General features: G+C 63.5%; 21 protein-coding genes. 17 read left to right on the top strand and 4 right to left on the bottom strand.

What is annotated here, in order from left to right:
- The first annotated feature begins 32 nt into the window (after positions 1-32).
- The 3 genes from Q7T10_RS09555 to Q7T10_RS09545 are packed head-to-tail and all read left to right on the top strand — an operon-like array spanning position 33 to position 4,426.
- Positions 33-770 (top strand): sulfurtransferase, encoded by a 738-nt coding sequence (locus Q7T10_RS09555; protein WP_304747664.1) that lies wholly within the window; start codon positions 33-35, stop codon positions 768-770.
- A gap of 21 nt (positions 771-791) precedes the next feature.
- Complete coding sequence (locus Q7T10_RS09550; protein ID WP_304747663.1) at positions 792-1,817, top strand: ABC transporter substrate-binding protein; 1,026 nt, start codon at positions 792-794, stop codon at positions 1,815-1,817.
- Positions 1,814-4,426 carry an EAL domain-containing protein gene (locus tag Q7T10_RS09545; RefSeq protein ID WP_304747662.1) on the top strand — a complete coding sequence of 871 codons (2,613 nt, stop codon included), beginning with the start codon at positions 1,814-1,816 and terminating at the stop codon, positions 4,424-4,426. Before Q7T10_RS09550 ends, Q7T10_RS09545 begins: the two co-directional genes overlap by 4 nt.
- A gap of 54 nt (positions 4,427-4,480) precedes the next feature.
- Here the strand turns inward: Q7T10_RS09545 and Q7T10_RS09540 are convergent, their stop codons facing one another.
- Complete coding sequence (locus Q7T10_RS09540) at positions 4,481-5,035, bottom strand: flavodoxin family protein (protein WP_304747661.1); 555 nt, start codon at positions 5,033-5,035, stop codon at positions 4,481-4,483.
- Between the two features lie 101 nt (positions 5,036-5,136).
- The gene (locus tag Q7T10_RS09535) at positions 5,137-5,838 is read right to left on the bottom strand and encodes a pirin family protein (protein WP_304747660.1); all 702 of its coding nucleotides are present in this window, start codon (positions 5,836-5,838) and stop codon (positions 5,137-5,139) included.
- A gap of 106 nt (positions 5,839-5,944) precedes the next feature.
- Between Q7T10_RS09535 and Q7T10_RS09530 the strand changes: the two genes are divergently transcribed.
- The 8 genes from Q7T10_RS09530 to Q7T10_RS09495 all read left to right on the top strand — a co-directional run bounded on the left by Q7T10_RS09530 (position 5,945) and on the right by Q7T10_RS09495 (position 13,113).
- Positions 5,945-6,883, top strand: a complete 939-nt coding sequence (locus Q7T10_RS09530; RefSeq protein WP_304747659.1) for a LysR substrate-binding domain-containing protein — start codon at positions 5,945-5,947, stop codon at positions 6,881-6,883.
- Between the two features lie 37 nt (positions 6,884-6,920).
- A complete protein-coding gene (locus Q7T10_RS09525) occupies positions 6,921-7,982 on the top strand; it encodes an NAD(P)/FAD-dependent oxidoreductase (RefSeq protein ID WP_304747658.1) in 1,062 nt (353 codons plus the stop codon).
- Positions 7,983-7,995: 13 nt separating this feature from the next.
- Complete coding sequence (gene gluQRS / locus Q7T10_RS09520; RefSeq protein WP_304747657.1) at positions 7,996-8,949, top strand: tRNA glutamyl-Q(34) synthetase GluQRS; 954 nt, start codon at positions 7,996-7,998, stop codon at positions 8,947-8,949.
- A 199-nt stretch (positions 8,950-9,148) separates the two neighbouring features.
- Positions 9,149-9,499, top strand: coding sequence for a hypothetical protein (locus Q7T10_RS09515; protein WP_304747656.1), 351 nt, complete (start codon positions 9,149-9,151; stop codon positions 9,497-9,499).
- A gap of 49 nt (positions 9,500-9,548) precedes the next feature.
- A complete protein-coding gene (locus tag Q7T10_RS09510; RefSeq protein WP_304747655.1) occupies positions 9,549-10,550 on the top strand; it encodes an alpha/beta hydrolase in 1,002 nt (333 codons plus the stop codon).
- 74 nt (positions 10,551-10,624) lie between these two features.
- Positions 10,625-11,362 (top strand): tRNA (guanosine(46)-N7)-methyltransferase TrmB, encoded by a 738-nt coding sequence (gene trmB / locus Q7T10_RS09505; RefSeq protein WP_304747704.1) that lies wholly within the window; start codon positions 10,625-10,627, stop codon positions 11,360-11,362.
- Positions 11,349-12,287, top strand: a complete 939-nt coding sequence (locus tag Q7T10_RS09500) for a pseudouridine synthase (protein ID WP_304747654.1) — start codon at positions 11,349-11,351, stop codon at positions 12,285-12,287. The genes trmB and Q7T10_RS09500 overlap by 14 nt, the downstream gene beginning before the upstream one ends.
- Positions 12,288-12,540: 253 nt before the next feature.
- Complete coding sequence (locus Q7T10_RS09495) at positions 12,541-13,113, top strand: hypothetical protein (protein ID WP_304747653.1); 573 nt, start codon at positions 12,541-12,543, stop codon at positions 13,111-13,113.
- A 98-nt stretch (positions 13,114-13,211) separates the two neighbouring features.
- Here the strand turns inward: Q7T10_RS09495 and Q7T10_RS09490 are convergent, their stop codons facing one another.
- The gene (locus tag Q7T10_RS09490; RefSeq protein WP_304747652.1) at positions 13,212-14,480 is read right to left on the bottom strand and encodes a glycerophosphodiester phosphodiesterase family protein; all 1,269 of its coding nucleotides are present in this window, start codon (positions 14,478-14,480) and stop codon (positions 13,212-13,214) included.
- 225 nt (positions 14,481-14,705) lie between these two features.
- Between Q7T10_RS09490 and Q7T10_RS09485 the strand changes: the two genes are divergently transcribed.
- Genes Q7T10_RS09485 through Q7T10_RS09460 form a run of 6 tightly spaced genes read left to right on the top strand, consistent with a single transcriptional unit; the run spans position 14,706 to position 19,320 of the window.
- The gene (locus Q7T10_RS09485) at positions 14,706-14,894 is read left to right on the top strand and encodes a hypothetical protein (protein ID WP_304747651.1); all 189 of its coding nucleotides are present in this window, start codon (positions 14,706-14,708) and stop codon (positions 14,892-14,894) included.
- 45 nt (positions 14,895-14,939) lie between these two features.
- The gene (locus Q7T10_RS09480; protein WP_304747650.1) at positions 14,940-15,737 is read left to right on the top strand and encodes an ABC transporter permease; all 798 of its coding nucleotides are present in this window, start codon (positions 14,940-14,942) and stop codon (positions 15,735-15,737) included.
- On the top strand, positions 15,734-16,780 hold the full coding sequence (locus Q7T10_RS09475; protein ID WP_304747649.1) for an ABC transporter ATP-binding protein: 1,047 nt from the start codon (positions 15,734-15,736) through the stop codon (positions 16,778-16,780). The genes Q7T10_RS09480 and Q7T10_RS09475 overlap by 4 nt, the downstream gene beginning before the upstream one ends.
- 11 nt (positions 16,781-16,791) lie before the next feature.
- Entirely contained in the window at positions 16,792-17,868 is a 1,077-nt protein-coding gene (locus Q7T10_RS09470) for an extracellular solute-binding protein (protein ID WP_304747648.1), read from the top strand.
- 20 nt (positions 17,869-17,888) lie between these two features.
- Positions 17,889-18,707 carry an ABC transporter permease gene (locus tag Q7T10_RS09465; RefSeq protein WP_304747647.1) on the top strand — a complete coding sequence of 273 codons (819 nt, stop codon included), beginning with the start codon at positions 17,889-17,891 and terminating at the stop codon, positions 18,705-18,707.
- The gene (locus tag Q7T10_RS09460; protein WP_304747646.1) at positions 18,691-19,320 is read left to right on the top strand and encodes a lysine decarboxylase; all 630 of its coding nucleotides are present in this window, start codon (positions 18,691-18,693) and stop codon (positions 19,318-19,320) included. The genes Q7T10_RS09465 and Q7T10_RS09460 overlap by 17 nt, the downstream gene beginning before the upstream one ends.
- A gap of 6 nt (positions 19,321-19,326) precedes the next feature.
- Here the strand turns inward: Q7T10_RS09460 and Q7T10_RS09455 are convergent.
- Positions 19,327-20,942, bottom strand: a 1,616-nt coding sequence (locus Q7T10_RS09455) for a (Fe-S)-binding protein (RefSeq protein ID WP_304747645.1), incomplete at its 5' end; no start/stop codon positions are given.

Genomic DNA, 20,942 nt, shown 5'->3' with positions numbered 1-20,942 from the left:
CGACGCGCCCGGCATGCTTCTAGAATCAACCGGTGAACACCACCCTCAACATCTCCGCCTACAAATTCATTGCCCTGCCCGACGCCGCAGAGTTACGTGTCACGCTGCTTCAACGGGCACAGAGCTTGCAGCTCAAAGGCACCATCCTGCTGGCCGAAGAGGGCATCAATCTGTTTCTGGCAGGAAGTGGCGAGGCAGTGCGCGGGTTTATGGCCGAGCTGAACGCCGATGCGCGTTTTTCTGACATCGCGCCCAAGGAGAGCTGGTCAGCCCATCAGCCATTCAAGAAGATGCTGGTGAAGGTCAAGCGGGAGATCATCCGCATGGACCACCCCGCCATTCACCCGGCCGAGGGGCGTGCACCCGCGGTGGACGCCCAAACGGTCAAACGCTGGCTGGACCAGGGGCATGACGACAGCGGCAGGCCGGTCGTCACACTGGACACGCGCAATGCGTTTGAAGTGGATCACGGCACGTTCAATGGCGCCATTGACTGGCGCATCGGCAAATTCACCGAGTTCCCTCAGGCCCTGCTCGATCACAAGGCGGAGCTACAGGACAAGACGGTGGTGAGCTTTTGCACGGGTGGCATCCGTTGCGAGAAGGCGGCCATCTTCATGCGGGAAGCCGGGCTGGAGCATGTGTACCAGCTCGAGGGCGGCATCCTCAAATATTTCGAGGAGGCCGGCGATGCGCATTACACAGGCAGTTGCTTTGTGTTCGACGAACGCCGGGCCCTCGGCGCAGACCTGTCGGTCTCCCATCAGTGATCTGACAGCGAAGTCACACCCATGGTTCGCTCCCCCATCCCCACTCGATCGAGCGATATCGCTCAGGACAGAGGGTCGATCGGGGTGGCAACGCGCCGCGCCGTGATCGCAGCCATGCTGGCCGCAACCCAGCCCGGCTGGCTGACCGCTTGTAGCCGCAGCAACCCGCTGCGGATTGCCGGACACCCCTGGCCGGGTTATGAGCCGCTGTTCTATGCGAAATCTCAGGGGCTGCTGCCCGCAGGGCTGGACCTGCAGGAGATGCCAACCGTCACGGCGTCGATCAATGCGCTGAAGGAAGGGCGCACGGACGGCGCCATGCTGACGCTGGACGAGGCTCTGGTGCTGCAAGCGCGAGGGATGGCCCTTGAAGTGGTATTGGTGTTCGATGCATCCAAGGGGGCCGATGTGCTGCTGGCCCGCAAGGAGCTGCAGGGGGTGGAGCAATTGCGTGGAAAAATCATCGGACTCGAACCCAGCACCCTGGGTGAGCTGATGCTGGCCATGATTCTGGAGAAGGCAGGCCTGTCCCGGGCCGACGTCACAACACGGTACGTCGCCTTCGAGGAGCAGGAAGCAGCATGGGCCGGATCGCAACTGGATGCGCTCATCACCTACGAACCGGTGGCCCGCCGCCTGGCCGCCGGGTCGGCCCGTCAAATACTGACCACCCGCCAGATGCCGGACATTATTTTTGATGTGCTGGCCATCAAGACGGACGCAGCGCGTTCCCATGCAGAGGTCTTGCGACAGACGCTCAAGGCGCATTTCCAGACCCTGGAGCAGCTGCGCCGCAACCCCTGGGACACGGCCTACCGCATGGCGCCCCATCTGGGCATACCCGCCGAGGAACTGATCAATTCCCTGCGCGGGCTGGAATTGCTCGACCTGGTGGCCAACCGCAGCTACCTTGCCCGTAAGGACGGACACATGGTGGATGTCGCGCGCCGGCTGTCCGTCATCATGCAGGCGGCGGGCGCTCTGTCGGCCCCGGCCCAGGTAGAGACGCTTTTCAACGACGCTTATTTGCCCGGGGACGCATCATGAAATCAGCCTTGCGTTGCCTGCTTCTGTGGCTGGCATGGCTGGCTGGACCGGCACTGGCCGCAGATACAGTGACTTTCGGAGTGCTGTCCTATCGCCCCAAAGCCCAGGCGCTGGCCCAGTGGGAGCCGCTGGAGAAATACCTGAATTCGGCAGTCGCTGGCGTCTCCTTCAAGGTACATATATTCAATTTCGAAGAGTTGCAGGACGCCGTTCGTCAGCAGCAAACCGACTTCGTGTTGACGCAGCCCGCGGAATATGTGCGCATGACGCACCAAAGCGGCCTGTCCTCCCCGCTGGCAACCCTGATCACCCTGGAGCAGGGAAAACCGGTGCGCGTCTTTGGCGGCGTCATCCTGACCCGCAGCGACCAGACACAACTCAACACCCTGCAGGACCTGCAGGACAAGCGGGTCGCGGCTGCGTCGACAGCTTCCTTCGGTGGTTACCAGGCCCAGGCCTATGCCCTGAGCAAAGCCGGCGTCGACCTGGGCACCGTGCTGCAGACCGGGTTGCCACAAGACCTGGTCGTGCAGGCGTTGCTGGCGGGGAAGGTGGATGCAGCGTTCGTGCGCTCGGGTCTGATCGAAGCCATGGCACGCGAAGGCAAGCTCGAGCTTTCGCAGGTCAAGGTGGTCAACCGCCAATTGCTGCCGGGCTACCCCTTTGCAGTCTCCACGGTGCTCTACCCGGAGTGGCCGGTCGTTGCCATGTCCCACGTGCCCGAAGAACTGGCTGTGCGGGTGGCTGGTGCGCTGCTGTCGCTGCCCCATGGCGGCGAAGCGGCCCGCAGCATGGGCATTCATGGCTTCACCGTGCCGGCGGAATATGAACCCGTGCGCAGCCTCATGCGCGAGCTCAGAGTGCCGCCCTTCGATACCCAGGTGCGCGTATCACTGCAAGAGATCTGGCAGCAGTACCGGCTGTCCATCATGATCCTGCTCGGCGCCATGGTCTCGGTAGCGGCATTGGCTGCGCACGGCACCATGCTGAGCCGGCGCCTTGCGTCCATTGCCGACACCATGATCGAAGGCCTGTATGTGGTCAACCCGGCCGGTCGGATCTCTTATGTCAACCGCGCGGCGTGCAAGTTGCTGGGCTATCGCAGGGATGAACTGATCGGTCAGTCCATGCTCAAGTTCGCCAACCCCGACGCATCGGAAAGGCCGGACCGCAGTGGGGAACAAACCTTTGTCAACCGCCATCACCAGCCCTTCCCGGTGGAGGTGAACTGCCAGCCAAAGTTCAAACGGGGAAAGCTGGTGCAGACCGTTGCCGTGTTCGACGAAATATCCGAACGCAAGGCCCAGGCTGAGCGCATATACCGGCTCGCCTTTTTTGACAGCCTCACCGGACTCCCCAACCGTCGCCTGTTGATCGAAAACGTCGAGAACGCCATGGCCCCTGGCGCGGCCGAACACCGGCAGTTCGCCATCGTCTTGATGGATCTGGACCACTTCAAACAGCTGAACGACACGCTGGGCCATCAAGTGGGCGACGCGGTGCTGAATGCCGTGGCCCAGCGTCTGCGGGTCCGGCTCGACCACCAGCACACGCTTGCCCGGCCCGGCGGTGACGAGTTTGTGGTGCTGCTGCAGCTCGCTGGACCCGACGCCGAGAGCGCGGCCAGGCAGGCCAGCGAATGGGCGCTGGAACTGACTTCGGCCTTCGAGGCGCCGTTCGACATCGCGGGCCAGCAGCACCACGTAACCACCAGCATGGGAGTGGTCCTGTGCGGCACCGAGCGGGTGTCCGCCGACGAGCTGCTCAAACGGGCCGACATTGCCATGTACCAGGCGAAGGGGGCAGGCCGCAACACCTTTCGCGTATTTGATGCCGCGATGGCCACGCGGCTGGCGGAGCGGGCTGTCCTGGAGGCCGAATTCCGCCAGGCCCTGCAAGCCCGGCAACTCACGCTGCACTACCAGGTGCAGGTGGACACCCAGGGGCGGCCAAAGGCAGTTGAGGCACTGGTGCGCTGGCAGCACCCGGTGCGTGGATTGGTGGCCCCCGGCATGTTCATCCCGATGGCCGAGGAAACCGGGCTGATCGTGCCGATGGGAAATTGGGTGCTGGAGCAGGCGTGCCACCAGCTGGCCGCCTGGCAGGGCGTGCCCGGCAAAGACCTGCTGCTGGTGGCGGTCAACGTCAGTGCCCACCAGATCTTCCAGCCCGATTTTGTGCAGCGCGTGCGCGACGCATTGCAGATGAGCGGCGCCAGGCCGAGCCGGCTCCAGCTCGAACTCACAGAAAGTGTGCTGGCCAGGAACATGGAAGACATCATCGAAAAGATGTACCAGCTGAACGCGCTGGGCGTCACCTTCTCGCTCGATGATTTCGGAACCGGTTATTCCTCGCTGGCCTATCTCAAGCGCCTGCCGCTGCAGCAGCTCAAGATTGACGCGTCGTTTGTGCGCGACATCCTGACCGATCCCAACGACGCCGCCATCACCCGCACGGTCATCGCGCTGGGACAGAGTCTGGGTCTGGAAGTGATCGCCGAGGGCGTGGAGCTGCCCCAGCAGCATGCCCTGCTGCTGCAGCAGGGCTGCCCCATGTTCCAGGGCTACCTGTTCGGCCGTCCGGTGGCGGCGGGCGACCTGCAGACCTAGAAAAAAAGGCCTGGCACCGCAAGCGGTGCCAAGCCTTGACGACGACAGCTGCGTCTACCCGCGGAATTTCGCGGCCACCTCAGCCACGCGCTTGCCAAACAGTTTGGCCGTGTCCAGGTCGCCCTGCAGCATTTCTGCCGGAGAAGCGTCCGATGGGGACTGCGCAATCGCGCCGCTGTAACTCACCAGATTGTTGATGTCGGCGCGGGTTGCAGCCTTGGTGTTGCTGGGCATCAGGCCCTGGCTGACCCAGATCATGCTGTGCTGCATGGCCAGTGTGAACATGGTGGTGAGTGTGCCCTGCTTGTCGCCGTTCAGGCCCGCACTGTTGGTAAAGCCTGCCGCCACTTTGTCCTTCCAGGCCTGAACATACCAGGGCTTGCTGGAGGCATCGGCGAACTTCTTGAACTGCCAGCTCACGTTGCCCATGTAGGTGGGCGAGCCAAAAATGATGGCGTCTGCGGCAGCAAGCGTCTCCCAGCCCCCTTCTGGCAAATTGCCTTCCGCATCAATGGCGACCAGCTGAGCGCCAGCCCCCTCAGCGACGGCTTGCGCCATGCGCAAGGTATGACCGTAACCTGAATGAAAAACTACTGCTACTTTTGCCATTTTGTCTACTCCTTGAGTCAGGGAAAAAGAGAGACTTGAACATCAAGCCCCGCGGGAAACCATTCGTCTGTCTGCGAAAACCTGCGACGGATACTGGCCGATCAGGCCGTCAGATCGAACACCAGCACTTCGGCGTCCTTGCCGTGGGCCAGCCTGAGCTGGCTCTCGCCTTCGATCAGTGCCGCATCGCCCGTGGTCAGTGCGGTGCCGTTGACTTCGAGCTCGCCACGCACCAGATGCACGTAGCTTTTCCGCTGGGGATCCAGCTTGAGTTCGGCGGTCTGGCTACCGTCAAACAAGCCTGCGTACAGGCGCGCATCGGCATGAATCGTGACCGAGCCCTCGGCGCCGTCACTGGAGGCTACCAAACGCAACTGGCCCCGCTTCTCGGCATCGGCGAAGGTCTTCTGCTCATAGCCTGGGGCAATGCCGGTGACGTTGGGCTCGATCCAGATCTGCAGGAAATGGGTGGTGTCATTGGGCGCGTGGTTGAACTCGCTGTGCTGCACACCGGTGCCGGCGCTCATGCGCTGCACATCACCGGGCGGAATGCCCTTGACGTTGCCCAGGGTGTCCTTGTGCGCCAACTCGCCACTGAGCACATAGCTGATGATCTCCATGTCGCGGTGCTCATGGGTGCCAAAACCGGTGCCCGGCGCAATGCGGTCTTCGTTGATGACGCGCAGGTTGCCCCAGCCCATGTGCTGCGGGTCGTAGTAACCGGCAAATGAAAAGCTGTGGAATGACTTGAGCCAGCCGTGGTCGGCATAGCCGCGATCCCTGAATTTCCGGACTGTCAACATGATTTGCGCTCCTTTGTTATCCTGAACTTTAGGCCTCTCCCCGGCCGTGGCAATCCATGACATTTGATGGCATCATTCAAATAATTAGAACAAAAAGGCGAATCAAGTGCAAAGTGCTCGCGATGTTTTGACCCCCGACGCCCTGGCCATGCTGCAGACCATCGCCGAGGCCGGCAGCTTTGCCGCCGCCGCCCGTGTGCTGGGCGTGGTGCCGAGCGCCCTGACCTATCGGGTGCGCCAGATTGAGGATGCCCTGGATGTTCTGCTGTATGACCGCAGTTCGCGCCAGGCCCGCCTGACCGAAGCCGGCGCCGAGCTTTTGCGCGAAGGTACGCGCCTGCTGGCGGAGATCGACGCGGTGGCCAATCGGGTCAAGCGCGTGGCCACCGGTTGGGAGCCGCAACTGACCATCGCGGTCGACAGCATCATCTCCAAAGCCACCGTGATGGAACTCTGCGACAGCTTTTTTGCCTTGAACCCGCCCACCCGCATCAAGCTGCGCGATGAAACCCTGTCCGGCACCCTGGCGGCGCTGACGTCGGGCCAGGCGGACCTGGCACTGGGTGTGACCGAGTCAAGCACCAGCGCCGGCATACACGGCAAACCGCTGGGTGACGTGAGCTTTGTTTACGCGGTGGCGCCGCACCATCCACTGGCCAGCGCCCCCGAGCCGCTGAAAGACGAGGTGGTCCGCCAGCACCGCGCCGTTGCCGTGGCCGACACCATCGCCCGCGGCACCGGCGTGACCATCGGCCTGCTGGGCGGCCAGGACGTGTTCACCGTCGCCACCATGCAGGCCAAGCTGGATGCGCAACTGCGGGGCCTGGGCAGCGGCTTCGTGCCCGAATGCATGGCCCGGGCTTACATCGAAACCGGTCGTCTGGTGGTCAAAAAAATGGAGCGTACTCAACGGATCATGCGCATCAATTACGCATGGCGCAGCGTTACCAAGTCGGGCCACGGCCGCGCGCTGGCATGGTGGCTTGAGCAACTGGAAAGTCCGGCAACCCGGGCCGCTTTGCTGGAGCGGCACCGGGGCGTGTAAAGTGCAAGACGTACAACAACCCCTGGAGACACCGGCCATGACCCAATCCAAACCGAAACCCAAGTCGAAACACATTGCCGTCGTCGGGGCTGGCATGGCTGGCGTTGCCTGCGCCCGCACCCTGGTGCAGGCGGGCCATACCGTCACGGTGTTCGAGAAAAGCGCCGGCATGGGCGGACGCATGGCGACGCGCAACAGCCCGTTTGGCACGTTTGACCATGGTGCGCAGTATTTCACCGTGCGCGATCCAAGATTTGCACTGGCCCTGAAAACCGTGCCTGAGCTGTGCCGGCGCTGGAGCGCCAACACGGTGCGGGTGCTTGACGAGCATGGCCGCGTGGCGGCCGCAGGCCTGCCGGCCAAAGACGCGCACTGGGTACCGACACCAGGCATGAACGCACTGGTCAGCCGCTGGGCCCTGCCGCTGATGGAGCAACACAACGTTGAGCTGGAAACCAAGGTGATGAAGATGGAGCGCGATGCGCTCAACGCCCATCAATGGCAGTTGCACACCGAGGGGCCGGGTGGCGCGCAGCATGTGTTTTCGGGTTTCGATGCGGTGTTGCTGGCCATACCCGTGGAACAGGCGCGCGTGCTGCTGAAAACATCAAAACAGGCCGATCAGCTGGTGAAACAGGTGGCCAAGGTGGAAATCGCCCCGTGCTGGACGCTGATGCTGGCGTTTCCGCAGGCCGTGCAGCCGGGCCTGACCACGCTGGGTCCCCAGTGGAACGCTGCCCGCAGCACGCACCACCGCATTGCCTGGCTGGCACGTGAATCAAGCAAGCCGGGGCGCAGCATCGTGGAGCGCTGGACCGTGCAGGCCAGCGCCGCCTGGTCACAGGAGCATCTGAACGACGATGCCCCGCGCGCGCAGGCCAAGCTGCTCAAGGCCTTCGCAGAAGTCACCGGCATCCGGGCCGAACCCGATTACGTGGACACCCAGCGCTGGCGCTATGCCCTAACCACCCAGCCTCTGGGCAAATCGCATCTGTGGGACGCCAAAACGGGCATCGGCGTCTGCGGCGACTGGTGCCTGGGTCACCGCGTGGAATACGCGTTCATCTCCGGGCTGGAACTGGCTCTGTCCGTCGCTTAAGGGGAAGTCGAGCGTGGGGGCCCAATACATCGGACGATTCGCCCCCTCGCCCACTGGCCCGCTGCACGCTGGCTCGCTGGTCGCGGCGCTGGCCAGCTGGCTGGACGCCAAGGCGCATGGCGGCCACTGGCTGATTCGCATTGAAGACATCGACACACCGCGCTGCGTGCCGGACGCAGACCGCATCATCCTGCAGCAACTGACCGACTGTGGCCTGCACCCCGACGCGCCGCCCCTGTGGCAATCGCAGCGCACCGGGCTCTACCAGCAGGCGCTGGACCAGCTGGTGGCACGGGGGCTGGCCTACCCCTGCGCCTGCTCCCGCCGCGACATTGAAGCCGCGCTGAGCCGCCAGGGCCAGGGCCGCACGCGCCACGGCGAGCTGGTCTACCCGGGCACCTGCCGCGCCGGCTTGCATGGCCATGCAGGGCGCGCGTGGCGGCTGCGGACGGATTGTTTTGAACAAAATAGGCCCCTAGCCCCCGTGGAATATGCTCAAGCAGCTATCATTTCAATAGCATCAGAAAAATCCGTTATCCACTGGACCGACCGCCGCCTGGGTCCGCAACAGCAGGACGTGCAGGCCGAGGTGGGCGACTTTGTGCTCAAGCGCGCAGATGGCTGCTTTGCCTACCAGCTTGCCGTGGTAGTGGACGACGCAGCACAGGGCATCACCGACGTGGTGCGGGGCGAAGATCTGGCCGACAACACCGCGCGGCAAATACTGTTGCAGCAAGCCCTGGGCCTCGCCACACCGCGCTACCTGCACACGCCCCTGGTACTGGGTGCCAACGGCGAAAAGCTGTCCAAGCAAAACGGCGCGCAACCGTTGGACACCGCCGACGCGTTGGCCGCATTGAACCGGGCGGCCAGCGTGCTGGGTCTGCCCGCCCACCACGGCAGCGCGGCGGAGGCACGCAGTGCCTGGGTAGCGGACTGGCAACGGCTCTACGAGCCGGTCCGGTAAGCCACTTCCGCCGGAGCGGTCATCTTCCCATGCTCGATCCGGGCGCTCCCCATCCACATCTTGAGGATTCTCAAGCGCTGACCGGCAATCCCGACGCACATTCCCAATGAAGCGGCCGACGCACGAACGCTGTGCGAAGCCTCAATCGTGACCATGTGACGACGCAGCGAGGTGAGACATGAGGGTGAGCAGCCGCGATTTGACAATCGAAACCGGGCAAGTCCTGACGCGGATGCTCGACACCGTGGGCTGGGGCCTTTTCTTCATCTGGGCCGGCATCGTTTTTCTGGCCAACGCAGGCTGGGGCGTCGGTCTGCTGGGCACCGGCGTCATCCTGCTGGGTGCCCAGGGGGCGCGCGGCTACTTCTCCCTGACCGTAAACCGGTTTGGGCTGATGCTCGGGATCTTCTTCGCCATGGCGGGTATTTTCCGATTGCTTGACATCCACCTGGACAAAGCGCCAATCCCCGCGTGGGCGCTGCCCATCCTGCTGATTGTCCTGGGCGTCGCCATTCTGGCGTCCCTGTGGCTGCATCGGCCACGCGACTGACGCCTCGGGCGGATGCGCCGAAGCGGTGGCACGATGAAAGGCGCACCCGATGCCAAGCCCTATGCAAAACCCCGAGCAATCCTCCAGACGAAACGTGATCGCCGTGGTGGCTACCGTCATCCTGATCGCCGGCGTGCTGATCGGGTGGCAATTCTCAATCGATCTGGCGCAAGCACGTGTGCGCGCAGCGCAAGGCAGCGTGCTGGTGTCAACACCCTGCGGCCCCATCGAGTACCAGGAAGCTGGCACGGGCGCTGCACTGCTTGTCGTTCACGGTGCCGGTGGTGGGCACGACCAGGGCATGGCGTTGGCAGAAGGGCTGGCGCAGCAGGGCGTGCGGGTGATTGCGGTGTCGCGCTTTGGCTACCTGCGTACGCCGATGCCCCCAGATGCCTCGCCGCCCGAGCAGGCCGACGCACACGCCTGCCTGCTCGACGCGCTGGGCATTCGCCAGGCGGCAGTGCTCGGCGCCTCAGCGGGCGCGCCGTCGGCGATGCAGATGGCAATTCGCCACCCGGGTCGCGTCAGCGCGCTGATCCTGATGGTGCCGCTGGCCTACAAGCCCGTGTCGGTGGCGGATTCCGCACCGGCGCCTTCCGCACTCGCCGGGAACGTGCTGGACGCGCTGGTCGGCTCGGATTTTCTGTTCTGGGCGATGCAGCATATGGCACCCAATCAGTTGATCAGGCGCGTACTGGGCACGCCCCCTGAGCTGGTGGCGGCTGCGAGCCCAGCGGAGCAAGCGCGGGTGAAGGCCATGCTCGACATCATCCTGCCCGTGTCCGAGCGCGCCGAGGGCTTGCGCAACGAGTCGAAAATAGGCAACAACCTGCAGCCCTACCCGCTGGAAGCGATCCGCGCGCCCACCCTGATCATCAGTGCCCGCGACGACGGTTATGGCACCTACGCCAGCGCCCAGTACAGCGCCAGCCAGATAGCGGGCGCCAGGTTCATCGGCTACGACCAGGGCGGCCATCTCTTGATCGGGCATGACGAGGAAACACAGCAGCAGATCCTGAACTGGCAGCGTCTCTACAATCCTGTCCCGTGAACGATACAAACCCCACCGACCCCACCTCCCCCGACAACCCACCCGGCGCGCGCCAGCCGCGCATCCGGGGCAGCATGCCCGAAGGCGTGGCCTACCCCAAGGAAATCAAGAGTTTTGTGCGCCGCGCCGGTCGCACCACCACCGGCCAGGCCAAGGCCTTTGAGGACATCGGTCCCCAGTTTCTGCTGCCCTACCAGGCAGGCGCTATTGATTTCGTAGCTTCTTACGCAGATGCGACGGGGGCTACAGGCCAAAATGATCCAAAACTTCGCCCAGTCATTCTGGAAATCGGCTTCGGCATGGGCGAAGCCACAGCCCACATCGCGGCCCTGATGCCGGAAAAAAACTTCTTGTGCTGCGAGGTGCACCAGCCCGGCGTCGGCGCGCTGCTCAAGCGCATTGGCGAACAAGGCCTGCGCAACATCCGCATCGTGGCCCACGACGCCGTCGAGGTCATCGACAACATGCTGCCCCTGCAAAGCCTGGACGGCGTGCACATCTTCTTTCCCGACCCGTGGCACAAAAAGAAACACAACAAGCGCCGCCTGATCCAAAGCGCCCTCATTGCCAAGCTGGCTGCGCGCCTGAAAATAGGCGGCTACATCCACTGCGCCACCGACTGGCAGCCCTACGCCGAGCAGATTCTGGAAGTGCTCAGCAACGAGCCGCTGCTGAAGAACACGGCCACGCAAGCCCACCCGGAGCTGGCCGGCTACGCGCCCAAGCCCCATTACCGGCCGCTGACCAAGTTCGAAAACCGCGGCATCAAACTCGGGCACGGCGTGTGGGACGTGGTGTTTGAACGAATCTAGAACCCTGTCGTCTGGCCATTTTGTGCCGCCCGCCCGCAACGGCGTGGGGCCCAGTTGCATCGGTCTGCCCGCTGGCGCCTGGCCCACCACCCTGGATTTTTTTACCGAGCGCTTTCCCGCCATCAGCCGGGACGTCTGGCACCAGCGCATGGCCCAGGGCGATGTGGTCGACGAGCACGGCGTTCAGCTCACACCCGACAGCGCCTACCAGGGGCATCGGCGGGTGTACTACTACCGCGCTGTTCCGTATGAGCCGCGCATCCCGTTTGACGAGGTGATCCTGTTCCAGGACGAGCAGCTGATCGTCGTCGACAAGCCGCATTTCCTGCCCGTCGTGCCCTCCGGCGACTACCTGACCGAGACCGTGCTGGTGCGGCTCAAGCAGAAGCTGGGCATCGACACGCTCGTGCCCATCCACCGCATCGACCGTGACACCGCCGGCCTGGTCATGTTTTCAGTACAGCCGGCAACCCGCGGCCTGTATCACGCCCTGTTCAGCCAGCGCACCGTGAAGAAGACCTACGAAGCCATCGCCCCCTGGCGTGACGACCTGGCGCTGCCCCTGACGCGCGAGAGCCGCATTGTCGAAGCGGGCCACTTCATGCTGCAGCACGAGGTAAGCGGCCCAGTCAACGCCGTCACTCACGTGGACGTGCTGGAGGTGAGAGGCACACGGGCCCGCTATGCCCTCAGCCCCGTCACCGGAAAACGCCACCAGCTGCGCGTGCACATGGCCGCACTGGGCCTGCCCATCCTGGGCGATGGCCTCTACCCCACCCTCACGCCCGAGGGGCAAATCGACTACGAACGCCCACTGCAGTTGCTGGCCAAGTCGATTGAGTTTGTGGACCCGGTCAGTGGGGAACAGAGGCGATTTGAAAGCAGGCGCGTGTTGCAGGGATTGGTTCAGGATGGTGGGCGTTAACAGACTTTCTGGCCGCTAGCCCTCGTGGAATAAGCGCAAGCAGCTATTTATTTAATAGCTACCCGCACTTCCAGATTCCTGCGTTTGGCAATCGTTAAGAACCGTACACTACTGCGGTGTTTCGGGTGCCACTAATGACTTGAGGAGTCGCGCGAATGTGCAAAAAATGTATTGCTGACAAGGATTTGATGACTTTTCCGACCGTCAAGTTATACCGCAGCGACCGTGATATACCTCAAATGCTGCGGTCTGCATGCCATTAGACAACGACACTATGGGAATGGCCGCAGCACTTCCTGGGTTGAAGGAAGACATCTTTGCACTGTACGAAGCGATCCTCGCAAACTTTCATGTTTGTGCCGAGTACGACCTAAGCTCGGCGACACCAGATTTTCTAGCGCTTGAGTACGTGGGTGGTCATCAGACGAGAGTCTTTGGCTCAGCACTTGGCATCGCAGTGAAGATGCGGTCCTTCTTCGATATTCATCGTAAGAATGAAGCGCTGTTCGATTTTCTCAAGGCGTTACCCGCTGAGTCCAAGGGCAAACCGCTTTGTCGCCAAGCTCACCCGAAAGCACGAGACCTATCCCTGCGAGATGCATGCAACAAGATCATTCATAGTCTGAAGGTCGAATTCATTCCAGGCCACATTGAGTCCAAACGGTTCGACCCACCCGTCACATTCACGAACGAGGTTCCAACGGAAGAAGTTGTGTTGGCTGGTATCTATGACTCCGTGCCCTGGGTGTGCACTTTAAATCTTCTGGTTTTCTGCTCCTTGGCACACGAACTGCTTCGATGGGTCGAATCGAATGAAGTTGTCTGACCAATCATTGCAGCCGACCACCTACGGCAGCAGCTGAATTCCAACGATGAACCAATCTTCGAGGTAAGGTAAGCTCAGCCGGACCCGCCTCGATAGTCTTACTGCAACCCCACACAGTTCGCATAAAACGTCACAGTCGCTGGCCAGTCGCTGAAGATGCCGAGAATGCCGACCTGCTGGGCCAGCACATCCAGCACGCGCATCATGTCGCCCTCACGCTTGATCGCGGCGTCGAAGCTCTGGTAATAAAAACCGTTGTTGCCATCGGCCAGGATGCCCGAACGCTCCAGCGTCCAGGTGATGATGCCCAGGCCGGCCGCCTTGGCATCTTTCGCATACTGCGAGGGCACGATATTGCCACTGGCGTCGGTGCTGAGCAGCGCAAAGATGGGCGGCGCCACGATGTTGATGCCCTGCGCCTTGTAGCCGGCTAATTCAGCGGCCCCCGGCAACTCGCCCACGCTGTTGGCATCGTCGAGGTAGACCGCCTGCTTGCCGAAGGCCGGCTCGTTGCGCACCCAGTAAAGAACGTCGGCTTTGTCGAACGACTGCGCAAACACCCGCTGCGCCGGCACTCTGGCCTGCTTGTACTCGTCGATCATCTTCTGCGCGTAGGCTTCCTGCGTGAAACCATCAAAAGGCATCCTGACGCTCGGGCTCTTGAGCTCCGGCGTCATATTCACGCCGAGCCGCGTGAACAGCGCAATGCTTTCCTTGTGGGTGAGCAGCGTGCCGCTGGTTGGGCCGGAATAGAGATCGGTGCGCCAATTGGCGGTGCCGGCGAGGTACTCCGCAACGGTCCTGGCGCGCGGGTTGGCGGCGTCCATCTTGCCGCGCAAGGTCTTGAACTCGGCCAGGGTGATGTCGCTGGTACGGCATTCGGCGTTCGCCGGTGTCACCACGTTGCCGCTGCCATCGATAGTGGCCGCAGTGAACGGCTTGGTGCATTTGGCAGCCAGATCGGTGGCCAGGATGTTGGTTGTGGTGTGCAGGTCGTTCTGCGCGTGGCGGCACACCAGTTCCTTGTCTTTGGTGAAAGTGACGTCGCACTCGACGATGCCCGCGCCCATTCGGGCCGCCGCCTCGTAGGACTCTTTGGTGTGCTCAGGGAACTGCATAGCCGCACCGCGATGGCCGATGGAAAAATTGGTGCGCGTGAACTGCGGGCGATTGGTGCACGCCAGCAGCTGCTGCTTGAGCGGGCTCTCGCTCATGTCGTTCACGAGAAAAAACGGGCGCGGGCCAAGCTGTACGCTGGGGCTGTGCGCCTTCAGTGAGGCCTCGGCTTCCGGTCCGGCGGCCAGCGCCAGGCTGGGCAGCAGGCTGGCGAGGCAGGCCAAGGTGAGTGTGAACAGTGAACGGCGCATGGGATCTCCCGGGTAACAGTTTGCTCGGACAGCGACGCGGTCAGCACCATGGCCGACCGGACTCAACGCACTTTAGTTGGCGCCGGTGACAGCCAGATGACGGCCGAAAACGTCGGGTCTGGCGATCCTATCTCGATGCACCAGACCCGCCGCAGCCACTTGAACAGTGCGTATTTGCGATTTGTCAAAGTAAGAGACGGGGCAACTTCTACAGTGCATTCCATCATGCATTCGACAATTACACAATCCATCTCGCTGAGCGGGCAGCCCATCCCACCGGAGTTGCCCCCCGTACCCTTTCAGGTGCCCCCGGAAGACGAACCGGGCACGCCACCCCGACCGCATGAACCGGCTCCTTTCGAGCCGGCCCTGCCAGACCCGGAACCCAGCACGGTGATTGCGCCCAAGGCCTGAGCGCAAACAGGCCATGAGATCACGCCTGCTTTTTATTGAGCGCTGATGATCCCGCGCTGGGTCACCATTGCCTACCTTGTGTACCTGGCAGCGCCAATGGCACTGCTGTTCATCGGCTCGTTTGGCGAGCTCTGGCTCAACACGCTGCTGCCGACCGGCAGCACGGTCAAGTGGTACCTTGAAGTGGCCGCGGACCCGAGCTTTCGCCGCGCCTTCACCGCCAGCCTGTTCGTCGCCGTCATGACCTCGATTGCCTGCGTGGTGATCGGCCTGCCCCTGGCTTACGCGGTCTTTCGGGCGCATGACCCGCGGGTGCGCGCGGCGGCACGGGTGCTGTACCAGTTGCCGGTGGCGCTGCCGGCGCTGGTGCTGGCCTTTGGCTTCATCCTGGTGTTTTCTTCGGACACGCTGCCCTGGCTGGGCAGCATCTGGCTGCTGATTGCGGGCCATATCGTCCTCGGGCTGCCGTATTTCCTGCAAACGGTGGTGGCCGACATGCAGCGCCTGGGCCTGCGCACGCTGGAGGATGCGGCCGAGTCGCTGGGCAGCACGGCGCCGCAGCGCTTTTTCCACATCGTGCTGCCGGCGCTGCGGCACTCGGTGCTGTCGGGTCTGATCATCGTCGCCGCCTTGTCGATCGGCGAGTTTCAGTTCTCCAACCTGGTCTCGGGCTTTCTCAACCGCACCTACCCTGTGGTGCTGCTGCAGGCGTTCTATGGCGCCACCGGTTTTGCCTGCGCGGCCACCGTGATCTTGCTGACGCTGGCCCTGACAGCCTCGGTCACAGGCGCACTCTCGGCCCGTGGTGCGGCCCGCTTTTCTGCCGCGGGTGGCAAACGATGAACAACAACGCTACGCCGTCCGTCCACCTTGAGAACGCGACCTTCAGCTACCCCGGCGGCAAGGCCGGTGTCTTTGACATCACGCTCGACATCGCGCCCGGGGAGCTCATCGTCTGCATCGGCCCCAGCGGCTGCGGCAAGACCACGCTGCTCAAGCTCATCGCCGGCTTCTTCCCCTGCACGTCTGGTCGCGTCTATCTGGGCGGGGAGGATGTGACGCTGGCAAGCGTGCGCTCGCGCCAGTGCGGCATCGTCTTTCAGTCCTACGCCCTCTTCCCCCACATGCGCGTGTGGGAGAACGTGGCCTACCCGCTGCGGGTGCGCAACATCGCCGTGACTGAGCGCCGGCGCCGTGCGGATGCCATGCTCGACATGGTTGGCCTCGGCGGTTTCGGTGAGCGCCTGCCCGCCGAACTGTCAGGCGGCCAGCAGCAGCGCGTGGCGCTGGCGCGGGCCCTCGTTTTCACGCCGCGTGCCCTGCTGCTGGATGAGCCACTCTCGGCACTGGATGCCGCCACGCGGGTTACCATGCGCGACGAAGTCCGCCGCATCCAGAAACAGCAAAACATCGCCGCGTTGCTGATCACGCACGACCAGGACGAAGCGCTGTCGCTGGCCGACCGCATCGCCGTTTTGCGCGACGGCCGGCTGGTACAGGTCGCGCCTCCGCAGGAGCTCTATGACCGGCCGGCCGACGCCTTTGTTGCCAGTTTTGTGGGCCGTGCCAACCTGATTGACGGCCGGGTTGCCGCCCCTGACGCGGTGGACACGCCACTGGGCCGCATCGCCACGCCGGCGCACGCCCTGGCCATGGGCACCCTGGTGCGCCTGCTGGTGCGGCCCGAAAGAATCCAGCCCGCCCGTACGGCCACGGGCGAAAACATCTTCGCCGCCACGGTCGTGCACGACCGCTTCTTTGGCGCCAGCCGCGAGATCGAACTCGCGGTGGGTCAGGGCATGCTGAAGATCGACACCACCACGCGCGAGGCCATCGCGCACATTCACGTGCCGCGCCAGGCGGTTCAGTTCTTACCCACCCACTGAAGGAGATGACAATGCAATCCAGACAATGGTTCGTCGCTGCCCTGACCTCGCTGTTCGTCGCCGCGGTACCCGCACAAACGGTGCTCGACTCGCCGGAACTCTATCCCGGCGAGAAGGCGCTGTTCGAAGCCGCCAAAAAGGAAGGCATGGTGGTGAGCTTCGACACCGGGCCCACGTGGGCCAACTGGGCGGCGCAGTTTGCGGCGTTCAAGAAACGCTACCCGGAAGTCGAGATCGTCTACAACGACCTCGGCTCGGCAGCTACTGTCGTGGCACTGGAGAAAGCGCGCAACCGCCCGCAGGCCGACACCGCCTACTACTTTGCCGCATCGGCGGTGGATGCCGTCAACAAGGGCGTGGTCGCGCCATTCAAGCCCGTCAACTTTGACAAGCTGCCTTCGGTGTTTCGCGAGAAGGACGGCCGCTGGTTCACCATCCACACGTTGACTGTGGCCTTTATCGTCAACACCAAGCTCGTGAAGAACGTGCCGCAGTCGTGGGCCGATCTGCTCAAGCCCGAGTACAAGAACTCTGTGGTCTATCTCGACCCGCGCTCCACGGGCGTTGGCCAGGTGCTCACCTTCGCCGCCAATTTTGGCGCGGGCGGCGACATGAACAACATCCAGCCGGGGCTCGACTACCTGGGCCGGCTCCACAAGTCCGGCAACGTGCTGCGCGTGCTGGGCACCACGCCGTATGCGCAATTTCTCAAAGGCGAGATCCCGATCTGGATTTCCTATGAGAACGATGGTCTCAAGGCCAAGCACATCGATGGCCTGGGCGACGCAGTCGCCGTCGTGATTCCGAAAGAAGCCTCTGCCGCCGCACCCTACGGCATCAGTCTGGTGGAGAAGGGGCCCAACCCCAACGCCGGCAAGCTCTGGCTCAACTTCATCATGACCGATTTCGGACAGGGTATTTTTGCCCAGGGCTTCGTGCGGCCTTCGGTCCCGGGCGTCAAGCTGCCCGATTCGGTGGCCGACAAGCTGCCCGCCGCGCCGCAGGTGCGTCCGCTCGATGTGCTGGCGGCCGCCGCGAAGAAAGCGGAAGTCGACAAGGGCTGGGTCGCCGCCACAGAGGCGAAGTGACCGCCCGGTAGCCGCCCGCCATGCGCCTGCGCACGCAACTGATGCTGGCCGCGCCCGCGGTCGTCTTTCTGGCGGTTTTCTTCATGCTGCCGGTGGCCGCAGTGGCAGTCGATGCGTTGCGCGAAGGCACACGGGCTTTCGTGCGGGTGTTCTCGCTGCCCGCCTTCTGGCCATCGCTGGCAGGCACCCTGCTGCTGACCCTGGTGGCGGCCACGGTCTCGACCCTGGTGGGTTTTGCGGTGGCCCTGCACCTGTCGCGGCTGCCGGAGCGCGTGCGCACCTTGTATTCATTCGTGATTGCGCTGCCGCTGACTTTTTCCGGCCTGATCGTGGCCTATGGTTTCATTCTGGGCTATGGCCGTGCAGGCTTCTTCACCCAGTTGCTGGGTTTTGCGGGCCTTGATCCGGCGATCATCGGCAAGGCGCTGTTCACGCCGGGCGGGCTGGCCTTTGCCTCGTCGTACTACCTGATTCCGCGCGTGGTGATGGGCATCCTGCCGGTGCTGGTCAATTTCGACCGTGCGCAGCTGGTGGTGGCCGAATCGCTGGGCGCCACGTCAACCCAGGCGCTCTGGCAGGTGATGCTGCCGCAGGTGGCGGCGCCGCTCGGTGCGGCGTACTGCCTGGTCGCCGCGGTGATCTTCGGCGCCTACGGCACGGCCCTGGCACTGGTCGGTACGCAGCTTCACATCCTGCCGCTGCAGCTGTACAGCCTGATCTCCGAAACCGGCACGGATTTTCCCGCTGCCGCTGCCCTGGCACTCATGATCACGGTGGCCTGCGCCTCGATCATGACTGCCGGCGAATGGTTTGGAAGCCACCATGAACGTCATCTATAGCCTCGATCGGACGCAAGGCCTGCTGTTCGACGCCAGCGGTCGGCGCTTAGATCCGCAGCAGCGTGCCTGGCTCGACATTTCCACGCCCGCCACGGGCGAGCTGGTCGACAGCATCGCGGCAGCCACATGGTTGCAGCGGCACAGTGGCGCACCGGTACGCGTTCCGGTTGGGGTCATCGGGCCGCGTGAAGCCTCCGGCGTGCAGTTGCTGGCAGCCGAGCAAGTCGGTCATGGGCTCGCCAGCATGGGCTTTGTGGTGATCTGCGGTGGCCGCGGCGGCGTGATGGAGGCCGTCTGCCGTGGGGCGGCTGGCGCCGGCGGCATGAGCATCGGCCTGTTGCCGGATGCCGACCCCAGGTTTGCCAACCCTCATGTCGGCATCGTGATCGCCACCGGCATTGGCGAGGCGCGCAACGCGCTCATCGCCCGCGCCTCGCTGTGTCTGGTGGCCATTGGCGACAGCTTCGGCACGCTGTCGGAAGTGGCGCTGAGCCGGCAATTCGGCAAGCGGGTGATTGGCCTCGAAGGTGCGGCCCGAGTCGAGGGTGTGCTCCAGGTCGCGACAGTGGCACAGGCGCTGGGCGAGGTCGCGCAATGCGCGCTTGCGGTCTGAAGGGGCTCAGCCCGGCAGCAATCCCGCCAATAGCTTCGCCACGTGCACCGCCTCGCGCTGCGCGCCGTCATGAATCTGGTGACGGCAGCTGGTGCCGTCGGCCACCACGATGGCGTCGGGCTTCTCGCGCACCGCAGGCAGCAGGCTCAGCTCGGCCATCTGCATGGACACCTCGTAGTGATTGGCCTCGTAGCCGAAGCTGCCGGCCATGCCACAGCAACTGCTCTCGATCAGCTCCGGCCTGGCACCGGGGATGAGCTTGAGCACTTCCATGATGGGCGTGACGGCGGCAAAGGCCTTCTGGTGACAATGGCCGTGCAGCAGGATCGGCTGACCCGCAGGCTGGAGTTTTGCCTTCAACACTTCCAGCCGACCAGAAGCGGCCTCACGCGCCAGAAACTCCTCGAACAACAGCGCCTGCTTGGCGATGGTCTGCGCCGCCTCACCCAGGCCCATGACCAACATTTCATCACGCAGGGTCAGCAAACAGGAGGGCTCCAGCCCGACGATGGCAATGCCTTTTTCAGCAAACGGCAGCAAGGCATCCACGACCTCGCGCGCTTTGGTTTTCGCCTCCTCCACCATGCCGCTGGACAGGTAGGTGCGGCCACAGCACAGGTGCTTGCCATCCGCTATCTTTTTGGTAGCTACATGCACAGTGTATCCGCCGGCTTGCAGCACTTTTACCGCTGAAAATGCGTTGTCGGACTCGAAGTAACCGTTGAAGGTGTCGACAAACAGCACCACGGGCTTGGCAGCAACCAGCACGTCTTCACGGCTGGCCAGCGCTGCCAGGGAGGCCTTTGCGTTGAAGAAATGCTGGTTTCGCCACTGCGGCAGGCTGCGCCTGGCCGAGAAACTAAGCAGCTTTTCGCTCAAGCGCGCCAGCAGCGGCAGACGGTCACGCAAGTTCAACAGCGGTGCCAAGCGGCTGGCCAGGGCCGCGTAGTCCGGCAGGCGCGCCACCAGCTTGTCCTTGAGCGTGTGGCCGTGTTTGACCTTGTAGTGCTGCAGGAACTCGACCTTGAGCTTGGCCATGTCCACGCCGGTGGGGCAGTCACGCTTGCAGCCCTTGCAGCTCACGCACAGGTCCATGGCCTCCGCCACCGCCTCGCTGGTGAAAGCGTCCTTGGCGCTGAGGCCTTCAAGCTGGCCGGAGAGCGCCAGGCGCAGCGTGTTGGCACGGCCGCGCGTCAGATGCTTCTCGTCACGCGTGACGCGGTAGCTCGGGCACATGGTGCCGGCGTCGAACTTGCGGCAGTGGCCGTTGTTGTTGCACATCTCCACCGCCTTGGCCAGGCCCTGCGCCGGGTCGCCGCCGCTGCCAGGTGCCGTGGTTTCCTCGGTGACCGGGTTGTTTTGCACGTTCCAGGCGCTCCAGTCCAGGACCGGCTGGAGCGGAATGACCTGGTAGCTCGGGGAGTAACGCATGAGCCGCGTGTCGTCCATCCTGGGCGGATTGATGATGCGCTTCGGACTGAGCAAATTCGAAGGGTCAAACTGTTGCTTGATCTGCGTTAACGCCTGCGTGAGCTGCGGACCGAACTGCCATTCGATCCACTCGCCGCGGCACAGGCCGTCGCCGTGCTCGCCACTGTAGGCGCCCTTGAACTTGCGCACCA

This window comes from Rhodoferax sp. (genome assembly GCF_030646845.1).
Classification (GTDB): Bacteria; Pseudomonadota; Gammaproteobacteria; order Burkholderiales; family Burkholderiaceae_C; genus Rhodoferax.
This window is presented reverse-complemented; position numbering and strand designations above follow the sequence as displayed.

Coding starts and splice junctions, on each gene's coding strand:
- Q7T10_RS09540 (WP_304747661.1), bottom strand. CDS start 5,035: ATGGCAAAAGTAGCAGTAGTTTTTCATTCAGGTTACGGTCATACCTTG.
- Q7T10_RS09495 (WP_304747653.1), top strand. CDS start 12,541: ATGCCATTAGACAACGACACTATGGGAATGGCCGCAGCACTTCCTGGG.
- Q7T10_RS09485 (WP_304747651.1), top strand. CDS start 14,706: ATGCATTCGACAATTACACAATCCATCTCGCTGAGCGGGCAGCCCATC.
- Q7T10_RS09490 (WP_304747652.1), bottom strand. CDS start 14,480: ATGCGCCGTTCACTGTTCACACTCACCTTGGCCTGCCTCGCCAGCCTG.
- Q7T10_RS09535 (WP_304747660.1), bottom strand. CDS start 5,838: ATGTTGACAGTCCGGAAATTCAGGGATCGCGGCTATGCCGACCACGGC.
- Q7T10_RS09550 (WP_304747663.1), top strand. CDS start 792: ATGGTTCGCTCCCCCATCCCCACTCGATCGAGCGATATCGCTCAGGAC.
- Q7T10_RS09525 (WP_304747658.1), top strand. CDS start 6,921: ATGACCCAATCCAAACCGAAACCCAAGTCGAAACACATTGCCGTCGTC.
- Q7T10_RS09470 (WP_304747648.1), top strand. CDS start 16,792: ATGCAATCCAGACAATGGTTCGTCGCTGCCCTGACCTCGCTGTTCGTC.
- Q7T10_RS09475 (WP_304747649.1), top strand. CDS start 15,734: ATGAACAACAACGCTACGCCGTCCGTCCACCTTGAGAACGCGACCTTC.
- Q7T10_RS09545 (WP_304747662.1), top strand. CDS start 1,814: ATGAAATCAGCCTTGCGTTGCCTGCTTCTGTGGCTGGCATGGCTGGCT.
- trmB (WP_304747704.1), top strand. CDS start 10,625: ATGCCCGAAGGCGTGGCCTACCCCAAGGAAATCAAGAGTTTTGTGCGC.
- Q7T10_RS09510 (WP_304747655.1), top strand. CDS start 9,549: ATGCCAAGCCCTATGCAAAACCCCGAGCAATCCTCCAGACGAAACGTG.
- Q7T10_RS09480 (WP_304747650.1), top strand. CDS start 14,940: ATGATCCCGCGCTGGGTCACCATTGCCTACCTTGTGTACCTGGCAGCG.
- Q7T10_RS09465 (WP_304747647.1), top strand. CDS start 17,889: ATGCGCCTGCGCACGCAACTGATGCTGGCCGCGCCCGCGGTCGTCTTT.
- Q7T10_RS09460 (WP_304747646.1), top strand. CDS start 18,691: ATGAACGTCATCTATAGCCTCGATCGGACGCAAGGCCTGCTGTTCGAC.